Source organism: Aeromonas aquatilis, assembly GCF_054052405.1.
Genome location: NZ_JBSTYP010000009.1, coordinates 35,623 through 50,126, shown reverse-complemented (window position 1 = coordinate 50,126; position 14,504 = coordinate 35,623). Strand labels below are relative to the sequence as shown.

Genomic DNA, 14,504 nt, shown 5'->3' with positions numbered 1-14,504 from the left:
CGAACAAACAATCCTTAACTTCGTTGATGTAAAAACGCCCCGAAAGGGTCTCGGGGCGGCATATCTTGCTCGATTGTGACTGCTGAGGCTATGTAAAAATCATGAAACCTTTAAGTTAGTCGCGGATAAAGCGGTAGCGGGTCTGGTGGTGATAACGCTCGCCAGGCAGCAGCCAGGGGTTGCCCAGCTCGGGGCGATTGGGGCTGTCCGGTAGCTGTTGCGCCTCAAGACAGAAGCCGTCGTGATCCCGATGTGTCAGGCCGCTGCGGTTGAGGGTATTGGCCAGCCAGTTGCCGCTGTAGAACTGCAGCGAGGGTTGGTTGGTATAGACCTCCATCGCCAGCTGCCTGTCACCTGATACCACGCGAGCAGCCCACTCTTGCGTTGGGCCGTTGAGCACAAAGGCATGATCGTACCCCTTGGCCTGTTGTTGCTGGGGATGGCTGAGCCAATCCAGCCCGACAAGGCGCTCGCGGCGCAGATCGAACGGCCCCTCCACCGGGGAGATGGCGATCGGCAGACCGCTCGGGTTGGTCGGCAGGAAGTGATCGGCATTGATGCTGATGAGGTGGTCACGGACATCGCCGCCATCGGTTTGCCCATCGAGATTGAAGTAGGCGTGGCTGGTGAGGCTGACCGGCGTTGCGGCATCTGTGCTGGCGATGAAATCCACCACCAGATCGCTCTGATCCAGCCGGTACTCCAGTGTCACCCGCAGATTGCCGGGAAAGCCCTGATCTCCCGCCCGGGAGAGCAGCACCAACTTGACCCGATCTGCCTCCAGCTCCTTGATTTGCCAGGGCTGGCGATGAAAGCCCGCCTGCCCGCCGTGTAGACAGTTGGGTGCCTGATTGGCATCCAACGGCCAGCGCTCGCCATCGCGTACCAGCTCGGCGCCGCCGATGCGGTTGGCGAAACGCCCGGCCACCGCACCCAGCCACACCTGCTGGGTAGGATAGGCGTCGTCGGCACAGCCCAGCAGCACTTCACGCCGTTTGCCCGCCACCGGCAGGGTGAGGGAGGTGAGGGTTGCGCCGAAGTCGAGGCCGCGCAGGCGCAGCCCCTCTTCATTTTCCAGCTCGAACGGGGTCATGGCGCTGCTCATAGCTTGCCTGCACCGGCGCTGGCAGAGCAGACGTAGCAGTCGGCCTTGAGGCCGAAGCGGGTCGGATACTCGGCCTCAACCGCGGCGATCACCTCGGCCACCTTCTCGGGGCGCAGCAGGGCGACCACGCAGCCGCCGAAGCCGCCGCCAGTCATCCGCACGCCACCCTCGGTGTCGATCCTGGCCTTGATGATCTCCACCAGACCATCGATGGCGGGCACGGTGATTTCGAAGTCATCGCGCATGGCGGCGTGCGAGTCGGCCATCAGCTCGCCGAGACGAACCAGATCCCCTTGCGCCAGCGCATCGGCGGCGGCCAGGGCGCGGGTATTGTCGCCTACCACGTGGCGCGCACGGCGGTAGCAGACCTCATCCAGTCCGGCCTTGCCTGCATCGAGAGCCGCCAGATCGAGATCGCGCAGTGCCTTGACCCCGTAGTGACGGGAGGCCGCTTCGCACTGCTGACGACGGGTGTTGTATTCGCTGTCCACCAGACCGCGGCGCACATTGGAGTTGACGATCAGCACCGCCAGATCGGTGGGCATGGGGATGAGGCGGGTCTCCAGTGAGCGGCAGTCGAGCAGCAGGGCGTGGTCGGTTTTGCCGCTGGCGGAGATCGTCTGATCCATGATGCCGCAGTTGCAGCCGACGAACTTGTTCTCCGCCTGCTGACCGTTGAGGGCGATCTCCGCCTGGCTGATATCGAGCCCCAGCGCCTCTTTGAAGGCCTGACCGATGGCCACTTCCAGTGAGGCGGAGGAGGATAGTCCCGCCCCCTGCGGCACGTTGCCGGAGACCACCAAATCGAGGCCGCGCAGGGCGTAACCACGGGCTTGCAGGTATTTCACCACACCGCGGATGTAGTCGCTCCAGCGCTGGCTGGGGTGGTGTTCGATGGGCTGGTCGAGGTCGAACTGGTCACGCTGGTTGTCGTAGTCGGCGGCGAACACCTGCACCAGTTGGTCATCGCGCAGGCCGATGGCGACGCAGGTCTCGTAGTCGATGGCGCAGGGCAACACGAAGCCGTCGTTGTAGTCGGTATGTTCACCGATGAGGTTGACGCGGCCGGGGGCGCGCACCAGCAGATCGGGCGCTTTGGCAAATTGCTCGGCAAAAACGGTGCTGACGCGTTGGCTGGGGGTCATAGGGCCTCCTCATTGGTGTGGCTGGTCTGGGTGTAGTGAACGGGGCTCAGGGCACGCAGCCGCTCGGCAGCCTGCTCGGGGGTAAGGTCGCGCTGGGTTTCGGCCAGCATCTCGAAGCCGACCATGAATTTGCGCACGGTGGCGGAGCGCAGCAGTGGCGGATAGAAGTGGGCGTGCAGTTGCCACGCCTCGGGGCACTCCGATTTGGGCGGTGCAAAGTGCCAGCCCATGGAGTAGGGGAAGCTGCACTCGAACAGGTTGTCGTAACGGCTGGTGAGCTCCTTGAGCGCTACTGCCAGATCCTGTTGCTGGGCCTGGGTCAGGTTGAGCATGGAGGGGACGTGCGCCTTGGGCAGTAGCAGGGTTTCGAACGGCCAGGCGGCCCAGAAAGGAACCACGGCAAGCCAGTGCTCGGTCTCCACCACGATGCGCGAGCGATCCGCCAACTCCCGCTCCACATACTCCAGCAGCATGGGGCGGCCATGCTCGGCCAGCCAGTCGCGCTGGTGCTGCTCTTCGCGGGCGATCTCGTTGGGCAGGAAGTCGCTGCCCCAGATCTGGCCGTGGGGGTGAGGGTTGGAGCAGCCCATGACGGCCCCTTTGTTTTCAAAGACCTGCACCCACTCCCACTGGGCCGACAGCTCGGCGACCTGATCCATCCAGGTGGTGATCACCCCTTCGATGGCGGGCAGCGGCAGCTCGGGCAGGGTCTTGCCGTGATCCGGCGAGAAGCAGATCACCCGGCTGGTGCCGCGGGCGGCCTCCAGTTTCAGCAGGGGATCGCTGGCGCTATCGGCGGCCGGGGTATCCTGCATCAGAGCAGCGAAGTCGTTGGTAAAGACGAAGGTGCCCTTGTAGTCGGGGTTGATGTCGCCAGTGACCCGGGTGTTGCCCGCGCAGAGGAAGCAGTCGGGATCGTGGGCCTGTTTGGGGGCCTGACTCACCTTCTCCACCTGTCCCTGCCAGGGGCGTTTGGCCCGATGGGGGGAGACCAGCACATACTGGCCGGTCAGCGGGTTGAAGCGGCGATGGGGATGATCGACGGGGTTGAACATCATCTCTCCTGAATAAGGTATTGAAAAATAGGGTCGTCTATTAACAGGGAGCAGGCAGGCCTACTCCTCGTAACCATTCGGATTGGCGGATTGCCAGCGCCAGCTGTCGGCGCACATGGCGTCGATGTTGCGGGCCGCCTGCCAGCCCAGCTCGCGCTCGGCCTTGGCCGGATCGGCCCAGCAGGCGGCGATGTCGCCCGGGCGACGCGGTTCGATGCGAAATGGCAGCGGCTTGCCACAGGCCGCAGAGAAAGCGGCGACCAGCTGCAACACGCTCTGGCCCTGGCCGGTGCCCAGGTTGTAGGTGTGCACGCCGTCCTTGCCGGCGCAGTGCTGCAGCGCCTTGGCGTGCCCCTCGGCGAGATCCATTACGTGGATGTAGTCGCGTACACCGGTGCCGTCCGGGGTGGGGTAATCGTTTCCAAAGACCGAGAGGCAGTCGCGACGGCCGATGGCGACCTGGGTGATATAGGGCATCAGGTTGTTGGGGATGCCCTGCGGGTCTTCACCCATGGTGCCCGATTCGTGGGCGCCGACCGGATTGAAGTAGCGCAGCAGGGTCATGCTCCAGTGCGGCTCGGCGAGCTGCAGATCCTCTAGGATCTCCTCGATGATCAGCTTGGATCGGCCGTAGGGGTTGGTCGCGCTGCGGGGGAAATCTTCGCGGATTGGCAGGCTGGCCGGATCACCGTAGACGGTGGCCGAGGAGCTGAACACCAGATTGTGTACTCCGGCCCGCTTCATTGCCTGCAGCAGGGTGAGGGTGCCGCCGAGGTTGTTCTCGTAGTAATCCAGTGGAATGCGGGTTGATTCACCGACCGCTTTGAGGGCGGCAAAGTGGATCACTGCATCGATCTGCTGTTCGGCGAAGATCCGGTCCAGCAGGGCCGCATCGCGAATATCCCCTTGATAGAACAGGGGTTGCTGGCCGCTGATAGCCGCGACTCGGGCCAGCACGCTGCGTTTGCTGTTGCCGAGGTTGTCGACCACCACGGGATTCATGCCTGCCGCTTGCAGGGCCAGACAGGTGTGGCTGCCGATATATCCGCAGCCGCCGGTGACCAGAACGTTCATCTTGCTCTCCACTGAAAAAGTGTCTGGAAGGAGTCTAGCCGAGGGTGTGGCGACCAAACTGTGAGCTTGCTTGCAAAACAGTGTAAACGATTACACTGTTTTTGTGATCATCCTGACGGCAGATAATTATTTCACCCCTGTTTTCAATGGGTTTGCTGGGTATAATGGCGCTCTATTGCACAGTGAAAGAAGTGAAAACAGCATGAGCACCATCAAGGATGTCGCCCGTTTGGCCAATGTGTCGGTGGCAACGGTTTCACGGGTGATGAACAACTCCCCCAAGGCCAGCGCCGCGTCTCGCGAAGTGGTGCAGAAGGCCATGGCCGAACTGGGCTATACCCCCAATGCCAACGCGCGGGCACTGGTCAGCCAGACTTGCGACACCATGGGGGTAGTGGTCGGTGACGTGGCCGATCCCTTCTTCGGTGCTCTGGTGAAGGGGGTCTCCGGCATCGCCGTCGAGCAGAACCTCCACCTGCTGATGGGTAACGGTTTTCACAAGGCGCGTCAGGAGCGTGAAGCGATCGAGCTGCTGATCGGCAAGCGTTGCGAGGCGCTGGTGGTGCACAGCAAGGCGCTGAGCGACGAGGAACTGTGCGATTACGCCATGCGGGTGCCCGGCATGGTGTTGATCAACCGCGATATTCCTGCCCTTAAGGGGCGCTGCATCGCCCTCAACAACCGGCTGGGTGCCGCTACGGCGACCCGTCATCTGATCGAGCTGGGTCACCGCCATATCGCCTTTATCAGCTCGGATCACGCCATCGAGGATGCCACCTTGCGTCTGCAGGGGTATCAGGATGGACTGATGGAAGCCGGTCTGGCAGCCGATCCCGAGCTTATCGAGAGTGGCACCCCGAACGAGGAGGGGGGCGAGCGCGCCATGCTCAACCTGCTGGCCAAGGGGCTCAAGGTGACCGCCGTGGTGGCCTATAACGATGCCATGGCGGCGGGCGCCATCTCTGTGCTGGCGGACAACGGCCTGCGAGTGCCGGAGGAGGTCTCGGTAGTGGGCTTCGATGACATCATCTATGCCAGATATTTGCGCCCCAAGCTCTCCACCATGCGCTATCCCATCGAGTTGATGGCGGCCCAGGCGGCCAAGCTGGCCATTCAGCTGGCGGCGGGGGAGAGTGACGCGACCCAGAGTCGGATCTATACCCCCACCCTGATCAATCGTCACTCGGTGGCACCGGTTCGGGCCGGATAGCCCCCTTTTGCGGCCCTGTTCGGGGCCGTTTCTTGCACGGTTATTGTTTTACCTATTTTTAATCATTTTTACTCCGCTTTACTTAACAAAATCAGTGTAATCGTTTACATCTGTGTGAGCGAGATCGCCGTTCCCTGCGTCATACTTCTCTAGACTGAATACGTTTTCCAATCAGCAGGGAGAGAGTGAATGCTCAGGGAGATAGTGGCGCGTCAGGATTGGCAGACTCAGGCCATTACGTCGGTAAACCGGCTGGCTGCCCATACCCCCATGTTCAGCTGGCGCAGCGAAGCGGATGCCTGGGGTGATCTGGCCTCTTCCTCCCGTCTCTTGCTCGATGGCGAGTGGCGCTTCTCCTTCTTTGCCGCTCCCGAATTGGTACCCGAGAGCTGGCCGGCGCAGGATCTGGTGGATGCTTGCCCCATTACCGTGCCGGGTAACTGGCAGCTTGATGCCGCCTATCCGGCTGCGCGGCCGCTTACCGATGGCCCCATCTACACCAATATCAAATACCCCTTTCCTTGCGATCCACCGCGAGTGCCAGCAGAGAACCCCACCGGTTGCTACTCCCGCGAGTTCGATCTGCCCGCCGACTGGCTGGCCAGCGGCCAGAGCCGGATCATCTTTGACGGGGTGAGCAGCGCCTTCCACCTGTTCTGCAACGGCCATTGGGTCGGCTACTCGCAGGACAGTCGGCTGCCCGCCGAGTTCGATCTGACTCCTTATCTGCACAGCGGTCGCAACCGGCTGGCGGTGCTGGTGCTGCGCTGGTCCGACGGCTCCTATCTGGAAGATCAGGATATGTGGTGGCTGTCGGGGATCTTCCGCTCCGTCAGCTTGCTGCACAAACCGTCCCGCCATCTGATGGATATCCGGGTCACCCCCGAGCTGGATGCCTGCTATCGTGATGGCCGCCTCAAAATTGCCCTGCAAGTCGCTAATGCTGCTGGCCTCTCGGTAGAAGCCAATCTCTATGACGGCAGCGAGCGGGTCGCGACCCTGCACCAGCCGATCGGCACCCAACCTATTGATGAAAAAGGGGCTTACGACGATCGCGCCGAGCTGTGGCTCGACGTGGCAGCGGCGCACAAGTGGAGCGCCGAGACGCCCCATCTCTATCGCCTGACGTTGACCCTGTTGGACGAACAGGGCCAGGCCATCGAGAGCGAGGCGTGCGATGTGGGCTTCCGGGTGGTGGAGATCCGTGGCGGCTTGCTGCGGGTCAACGGTCAGCCGCTGCTTATTCGCGGTGCCAACCGTCATGAACACCACCCCGCCAAGGGTTATGCCATCGATCGCACTACCATGGAGCGGGATCTGCTGCTGATGAAGCGGCACAACTTCAATGCGGTGCGCTGCTCCCACTATCCCAACCACCCAGACTTCTATCGCCTCTGCGATCGACTCGGTCTCTATGTAGTGGATGAGGCGAATCTGGAGACCCACGGCATGACCCCCATGGGGCGGCTGGCGCGGGATCCCGCCTGGAGCAACGCTTTTTTGGAGCGGGCGACCCGCATGGTGGCACGGGACTTCAATCACCCCTCCATCATCATCTGGTCGCTGGGCAACGAGTCGGGTTACGGCCCGGCCCACGATGCCATGTATGGCTGGATCAAGCGCAGCGACCCTAGCCGTCCGGTGCAGTACGAGGGGGGCGGGGCCGATACCCCGGCCACCGACATCATCTGCCCCATGTATGCCAGAACCCATCAGGATCAACCCTTCCCGGCGGTGCCCAAGTGGGCGCTGGCCAAGTGGATCGGCCTGCCGGAAGAGACCCGGCCGCTGATCCTCTGCGAGTACGCCCACGCCATGGGCAACAGTCTGGGGGGATACGGCCACTACTGGCAGGCGTTTCGCGATCATCCTCGTCTGCAAGGCGGGTTCGTCTGGGATTGGGTCGATCAGGGGCTCGACAAATACACCGCCGATGGTCGCCATTACTGGGGCTATGGCGGCGATTTTGGTGATGTGCAAAACGATCGCCAATTCTGCTGCAACGGCCTGCTGTTCCCGGATCGCACCCCCCATCCCACCCTGTTCGAGGCAAAACGTGCCCAGCAGCCGTTCCAGTTCACCCTGCTTGAGCACACCCCGCTGCGGGTGCGGATCGAGAGCGAATACCTGTTCCGGGAAACCGACAACGAGCGGCTCAGCTGGCAGCTTTGCGAGAACGGCCATGTGCAGCAGCAAGGGGAGGTTTCCCTTGAGCTGGCGCCGCAAGGGGTGGTCGAGTTGACCCTGAGCGGGACGCTGCCCGCCTTTGCGGCAGGCTCACTGGCCTGGCTCGATCTGGCCATCGTTCAGTCACAGGCCACCCTCTGGTCGCAGGCGGATCACAAGGTCGCCCGTCAGCAGTTCACCCTGCCGACCCCCCTTGCCCTGCCAGCGCCGGTCGCTGCCGCCACCCTGACCGAACAGCCGGATGGCTGGTTGGTCACTGCCGCAAACAGCCAGTGGTGGCTCGACAAGCTGAGCGGCCGTATCACCAGTTGGCAAAAATCGGGGCAGGAGCAGTTGCTGGCGCCGATCATGGATCACTTCTACCGAGCGCCACTCGACAACGACATCGGCACCAGCGAAGCGGATCACGCCGACCCCAACTCCTGGATTGCTCGCTGGCAGGGCTGTGGTCTCGGTCAGTGGCTGCACCGCTGCTTGGGGATCGCGGTCGCCGGAGCGGATATCCGGGTCAGTCACGGCTACTTCCACCACGATGAGCTGCTGCTGGTGAGTCACTGGCATCACCGTTTTGCCGACGACGGCACCATGAGCCTGGAGATAGAGACCGAGCTGGCGCAGGCGTTGCCATCGCTGCCGCGGATCGGTCTGCTGCTCCATCTGGCCGAGGTGCCGGCGCGAGCAGAATGGCTGGGTCGAGGCCCTCACGAGAACTATCCCGATCGCCTGCTGGGCGCCGATCTGGGGCGCTGGAGTTTGCCGCTGGAGGCGATGCATACCCCTTATGTTTTCCCGAGCGACAACGGCTTGCGCTGCGATACTCGTCAGCTGCAGCTGGGCAGCACGACGGTGAGCGGCAGCTTCCATTTCAGTGCCAGCCGCTTCAGTCAGCAACAGCTGGCCGCTGCTCGTCACCAGAGCGATCTGGTGGCCGAAGAGGGGCTGTGGGTCTGCCTCGATGGCGCCCATATGGGGGTGGGCGGGGATGACTCCTGGAGCCAGAGTGTGCGTCCCGAGTATCAATTGCTCGAGCGTCGTTACCGTTGGGGCTGCACTCTCCGTTAAGCCAGCTATTGAGGCGACTGTCGAGCCAGTACGCCATTTTGACAACAGACCAGTAACGACTAGCCTCAATGCTGTGGGAAAGATTGAGTCTCAAATCTAATTTTAATTTATATGTATTTGAAAAATAAAAATAAAGTTTCAATGTAACAGAGTGTAATCGTTTTCATTTTGTCGTCATGATCACAGAAGAAATGACAACAAACTGATTACATTGATTGGCGCTTGCTCAATTGCTCGCCACCCTACAACACAGATAGACACATCGGAGCACACATAATGAAAAAACTGACCACAGTTGCCGCCCTGCTGATGGGCATGATGGCTGGAGCCAATGCCCAGGCTGACACCCGTATCGGGGTAACCGTCTACAAGTACGACGACAACTTCATGGCGGTAGTGCGCAAGGCCATCGAGAAGGAGGCGGCTGCCACTCCGGGAGTGGAGCTGCTGATGAACGACTCCCAGAACGACCAATCCAAGCAGAACGACCAGATCGACGTGCTGCTGGCCAAAGGGGTGAAGGCGCTGGCCATCAACCTGGTTGACCCGGCTGCGGCGCCGGTGGTGATTGAGAAAGCCCGTGGCGAAGATATCCCGGTGGTCTTCTACAACAAAGAGCCGAGTGCTACCGATCTGGCCAGCTACGACAAGGCCTACTACGTGGGCACTGACTCCAAGGAGTCAGGGATCATCCAGGGTCAACTGATTGCCAAACACTGGAAAGCCCATCCGGAGTGGGATCTGAACAAGGATGGCGTGATCCAGTTCGTGTTGCTGAAAGGGGAGCCGGGCCACCCGGATGCCGAAGCGCGCACCTCCTACGTGGTCAAGACCCTGAACGATGGCGGCGTCAAGACTGAACAACTGCACATGGATACCGGTATGTGGGATACCGCCATGGCGAAAGACAAGATGGATGCCTGGATCTCCGGCCCCAACGCCAACAAGATCGAAGTGGTCATCGCCAACAACGACGGCATGGCAATGGGCGCGGTCGAGTCACTGAAAGCCCAGGGCAAGACTGCCATTCCGGTATTCGGCGTCGATGCGCTGCCGGAAGCGCTGGCCATGGTCAAGAGCGGTGCCATGGCGGGTACCGTGCTGAACGATGCGGCCAACCAGGCCAAAGCCACCTTCGAGCTGACCAAGAACCTGGCTGAAGGCAAACCGGCCGGTGAAGGCACCAAGTGGAATATCGTCGACAAGGTCGTGCGTGTTGCCTACGTCGGTGTGGATAAAGACAACCTGTCCCAATTCGAGTAATTCCCTCCTCCAGGGCAAGGGAGATCCCCTTGCCCTTTTTTCAACCAGATGTGATGGCTGATATGACAACACAGCAACAATCAGAATGGCTGTTGGAGATGATTGACGTCAGTAAGAGCTTTCCCGGCGTCAAGGCACTCGATAATGTCAATTTACGGGTCCGTCCTCATTCTGTGCATGCGTTGATGGGCGAGAACGGAGCGGGAAAATCGACACTGCTCAAGTGCCTGTTCGGCATTTACGAGAAGGATCAGGGCAAGATCTTCTTCAAGGGGCAGGAGATCAACTTCACCTCCTCCAAAGAGGCACTGGAAAATGGCGTCTCCATGGTGCATCAGGAGCTCAACCTGGTGCTGCAGCGCTCGGTGATGGACAACATGTGGCTCGGCCGCTACCCGACCAAAGGGTGGTTTATCGACCACGGCAAGATGTATGACGACACCAAGCGCATCTTCGATGAGCTGGATATCGACATCGACCCCAAGGTGAAGGTCGCGACCCTGTCGGTTTCCCAGATGCAGATGATCGAGATCGCCAAGGCGTTCTCCTACGACGCCAAGATCGTCATCATGGACGAACCCACCTCCTCCCTGACCGAGAAAGAGGTGAACCACCTCTTCAAGATCATCAACAAGTTGAAGGATAAGGGGTGCGGCATCGTCTACATCTCTCACAAGATGGAGGAGATCTTCCAGCTCTGTGACGAGATCACCATATTGCGGGATGGCCAGTGGGTGGCAACCCAGCCGCTCAAGGGCATGACCATGGATCAGATCATCGGGATGATGGTCGGCCGTGAACTGACCCAGCGCTTCCCGGAAAAAACCAACCAGCCGAAAGAGGTGATCCTCGAGATCGAACACCTGACGGCGAAGAACCAGCCCTCCATTCAGGATGTGACCTTCAACCTGCACAAGGGAGAGATCCTCGGCATTGCCGGACTGGTGGGGGCCAAACGCACCGATATCGTCGAGACCCTGTTCGGTATTCGCGATCGCAGCCAGGGCAGCATCAAGCTGCACGGCAAAGAGGTGGCCAACCACAACGCCCACGAAGCGATTCGCAACGGCTTTGCGCTGGTGACGGAAGAGCGCCGCTCCACCGGCATCTATTCGCGGCTCGATATCGCCTTCAACTCCCTGATCGCCAACATGGACAGCTACAAAGGCTCCATGGGGCTGCTCAGCGACAACAAGATGAAGAGCGATACCCAGTGGGTCATCGACTCCATGCGGGTCAAGACGCCGACCCAGCAGACCCAGATCGGTTCCCTCTCCGGGGGCAACCAGCAGAAGGTGATCATCGGTCGCTGGCTGCTGACCCAGCCGGAGATCCTGATGCTCGACGAGCCCACCCGCGGCATCGACGTCGGGGCCAAGTTCGAGATCTACCAGCTCATCCTGGAGCTGGCGAAGAAGGACAAGGGGATCATCATCATCTCGTCAGAGATGCCGGAATTGCTGGGGATCACCGACCGCATCATGGTGATGAGCAATGGTCGGGTCGCCGGGATCGTCAATACCAAAGAAACTGACCAGAGCGAGATACTGCGCCTGGCATCTCTGTACCTCTAGAGACAGGAAGACATTTATGGAGTCGGCTAAAAATTTCAATCTGATGCAGGCGCTCAAGGAAAACGCTATCTATTTGGTGCTGCTGGTGCTGCTCATGGTCATCGTGATCCAGGAGCCCTCCTTCCTGAGCCTCACCAACTTCAGCAACATCCTGACCCAGTCCTCGGTGCGGGTCATCATAGCGCTGGGGGTGGCGGGCATCATCATTACCCAGGGGACGGATCTCTCGGCCGGTCGTCAGGTCGGTCTGGCGGCACTCATAGCAGCAACCATGTTGCAGGCGCTGACCAACGTCAACAAGGTGTTCCCGACGCTGGGGGAGGTGCCCATTCCTGCGGTGATCCTGCTGGTGTGTGTGGTGGGGGCGCTGATTGGTCTGGTCAACGGTCTGATCGTGGCCTACCTGAACGTCACCCCGTTCATTACCACCCTGGGCACCATGATCATCGTCTACGGTATCAACTCCCTCTACTTTGACTCGGTAGGGGCTTCGCCGGTGGCCGGGTTTGATCCCCGCTTCTCCAGCTTCGCGCAGGGGTTTATCCGGATAGGAGGATTCAAGCTCTCCTATCTCACCTTCTATGCAGCCATCGCCAGCGTCTTTGTCTGGGTGCTGTGGAACAAGACCCGCTTTGGCAAAAACATCTTCGCCATCGGCGGCAACCCCGAGGCGGCCAAGGTCTCCGGCGTCAACGTGGCGGTCAATCTGGTGATGATCTATGCGCTGGCGGGGGTCTTCTACGCCTTCGGCGGCATGCTGGAAGCGGGCCGGATCGGTAGCGCCACCAACAACCTCGGCTTCATGTACGAGCTGGATGCCATTGCGGCGTGCGTGGTGGGCGGCGTGTCGTTTGCTGGCGGGGTGGGAACGGTCGCGGGTGTGATTACCGGCGTACTTATCTTCACCCTGATCAACTATGGCTTGACCTATATCGGCGTCAGCCCTTACTGGCAGTTCATCATCAAGGGCGGCATCATCATTCTGGCGGTGGCCCTGGACTCCATGAAGTACGCCAAGAAGAAATAACGATTGGCAGGGAGGGTTGGCGTTGCCAGCCCTCTCTTCTGGAGGGAACCCATGCCATTCAAGGTCAAGATTTACCTCTTGCTGCTCCTGGCCATTCTGGTCACCATCGGCACCGCCGGACTCAGTGTCAACCACTTCATCAGTGGCTACATTCGCACTCAGGCCACCCACAACATCACCGAGCAGATAACCCTGGTCAAAGAGAAGCTGGCCAGCGACATCAATCAGAAAATCCTGTTGGCCGCCAACCTCAACTTCGGGGTGACCAACGTCAAGAAGACCCTGCAAGAGACCGGCTTTCACAACATCGTCAAGGTGATCGGCGACATGGCATTCGACGTGAGCGGGGTCATCAACGACAGCGCCAAAGTGGATGCCCTGCGCAAGTTGATCCCCGCCGCCAACAACCAGATCACCGTCAGCCCGCTGCAACAGGTGGATGGCAAGCCGGTCATCACCATTCTGGTGCCGCGCGGCGCCGATTCCGCCTATCTCTACTACCTCGATATGAGCGAGTTCAAAAGCCTGCTGGAGAAGATGAGTGGCGATGGCCGCTACTTCTCGCTGGTCGACAGTCAGGGCAACAGCCTCTATGACAGCAAGCCGCAAGGGGAGAGCGAAGCGCGCCCCAACCAGCTGGATATTCGCGGCAGCAGCTGGACGCTGACCGGCTACATCGATCTTGACTACATCCGGGCCATGACCCGGGCTCTCAACGGCCAGATCATCATGGCGCTGTGCGGCGTGGCGATCGTGGTGATGGTGCTGGCGATGTTGGCGCTCAACGTGGCCTATCGCCCCATTCTCTCGTTGCGGGATCTGGTGCTGGAGCTCTCCCGCGGTAGCGGCGATCTTACCCGTCGGCTGGCGGTAACCAGCAAGGATGACCTTGGCCAGATCTCGGCCGGGATCAACCGCTTTATCGAACGGTTGCAGGAGATGATGGGGGAGGTGCGGCAGGCGAGCGGTCAACTCAACAGCGGCATTGCCGGATTGGCCAGCCAGACCGGCGCCGCCCAGTCCCTGCTGGCGGATCATGTACGCGAGACCGAGCAGGTGGTGACCGCCATCAACGAGATGAGCCGCACCGCGGTCTCCGTCTCCGAGAGTGCGGCCAGCACCGCCCAGCTCACTGGCCAGAGCCAGCAGCTGGCGAGCCAGTCCCGTCAGGTGGTGGATCAGGCGATGGCCAGCGTGATGGCGCTGGTGGACGAAGTGGAAGCCACTGCCCGCTCCATCGAAGCGATGCAGCAGGATGTGCAGCAGATTGGCTCAGTGCTCGGGGTGATCGGCAGCATTGCCGAACAGACCAACCTGCTGGCCCTCAATGCCGCCATCGAGGCGGCCCGCGCTGGTGAACAGGGTCGTGGCTTTGCGGTGGTGGCAGACGAGGTGCGTTCCCTCGCAGCCCGTACCCAGCAGAGCACAGCCGAGATCCAGACCATGCTGGCCAGTCTGCAGCGGGGCACCCGAACTGTGGTGGATGCCATGGGCAACACCAAGCAGAGCTGTCAGGGGGCGGCCGAGAACACTACCAGGGTCAACGAGTCGCTGGATCTGATGGCAGGGGAAGTGGTGGAGATCAACGATCTTATCAGCCATATCGCCACGGCGGCGGAGCAGCAGAGTGCGGTGGCCGAAGAGATCAACCGCAACATGAGTGCCATCGCCGAAGTGATCCGCCAGCTGACCCACAATGGCGAAGCGACGGTCGCCAGCTCCGCGGCGATGCAGCAGACCTACGACCGGCTGCGGGAGATCGTGGGTCACTTCCGGCTGGAGTGAGACCGGTGTTCAGTCAA

At 60.9% G+C, this 14,504-nt stretch carries 10 protein-coding genes; 6 read left to right on the top strand and 4 right to left on the bottom strand.

What is annotated here, in order from left to right:
* Nucleotides 1-115: 115 nt before the first annotated feature.
* From galM to galE, 4 genes are read right to left on the bottom strand one after another with little or no spacing between them, the layout of a single operon-like run.
* Nucleotides 116-1,105 (bottom strand): galactose-1-epimerase, encoded by a 990-nt coding sequence (gene galM / locus ACW5W8_RS04985; RefSeq protein ID WP_498626707.1) that lies wholly within the window; start codon nucleotides 1,103-1,105, stop codon nucleotides 116-118.
* Complete coding sequence (gene galK / locus ACW5W8_RS04980) at nucleotides 1,102-2,250, bottom strand: galactokinase (RefSeq protein ID WP_498626705.1); 1,149 nt, start codon at nucleotides 2,248-2,250, stop codon at nucleotides 1,102-1,104. Before galK ends, galM begins: the two co-directional genes overlap by 4 nt.
* Nucleotides 2,247-3,305, bottom strand: a complete 1,059-nt coding sequence (locus ACW5W8_RS04975; protein WP_498626763.1) for a UDP-glucose--hexose-1-phosphate uridylyltransferase — start codon at nucleotides 3,303-3,305, stop codon at nucleotides 2,247-2,249. The genes galK and ACW5W8_RS04975 overlap by 4 nt, the downstream gene beginning before the upstream one ends.
* Before the next feature lie 60 nt (nucleotides 3,306-3,365).
* Nucleotides 3,366-4,379 (bottom strand): UDP-glucose 4-epimerase GalE, encoded by a 1,014-nt coding sequence (gene galE, locus ACW5W8_RS04970; RefSeq protein WP_498626703.1) that lies wholly within the window; start codon nucleotides 4,377-4,379, stop codon nucleotides 3,366-3,368.
* Between the two features lie 202 nt (nucleotides 4,380-4,581).
* On the opposite strand from galE, the gene ACW5W8_RS04965 reads away from it, so the two are divergent.
* The 6 genes from ACW5W8_RS04965 (at nucleotide 4,582) to ACW5W8_RS04940 (ending at nucleotide 14,487) form a co-directional block, all read left to right on the top strand.
* On the top strand, nucleotides 4,582-5,589 hold the full coding sequence (locus ACW5W8_RS04965) for a substrate-binding domain-containing protein (protein ID WP_088868202.1): 1,008 nt from the start codon (nucleotides 4,582-4,584) through the stop codon (nucleotides 5,587-5,589).
* 189 nt (nucleotides 5,590-5,778) lie between these two features.
* Entirely contained in the window at nucleotides 5,779-8,838 is a 3,060-nt protein-coding gene (locus tag ACW5W8_RS04960; protein ID WP_498626701.1) for a beta-galactosidase, read from the top strand.
* Between the two features lie 276 nt (nucleotides 8,839-9,114).
* On the top strand, nucleotides 9,115-10,101 hold the full coding sequence (gene mglB, locus ACW5W8_RS04955; RefSeq protein ID WP_005340747.1) for a galactose/glucose ABC transporter substrate-binding protein MglB: 987 nt from the start codon (nucleotides 9,115-9,117) through the stop codon (nucleotides 10,099-10,101).
* 53 nt (nucleotides 10,102-10,154) lie between these two features.
* Nucleotides 10,155-11,675 carry a galactose/methyl galactoside ABC transporter ATP-binding protein MglA gene (gene mglA, locus ACW5W8_RS04950; protein WP_498626762.1) on the top strand — a complete coding sequence of 507 codons (1,521 nt, stop codon included), beginning with the start codon at nucleotides 10,155-10,157 and terminating at the stop codon, nucleotides 11,673-11,675.
* Nucleotides 11,676-11,691: 16 nt separating this feature from the next.
* Entirely contained in the window at nucleotides 11,692-12,702 is a 1,011-nt protein-coding gene (mglC, locus tag ACW5W8_RS04945; protein ID WP_005342585.1) for a galactose/methyl galactoside ABC transporter permease MglC, read from the top strand.
* A 51-nt stretch (nucleotides 12,703-12,753) separates the two neighbouring features.
* The gene (locus tag ACW5W8_RS04940) at nucleotides 12,754-14,487 is read left to right on the top strand and encodes a methyl-accepting chemotaxis protein (RefSeq protein ID WP_498626698.1); all 1,734 of its coding nucleotides are present in this window, start codon (nucleotides 12,754-12,756) and stop codon (nucleotides 14,485-14,487) included.
* Nucleotides 14,488-14,504 lie beyond the last annotated feature (17 nt).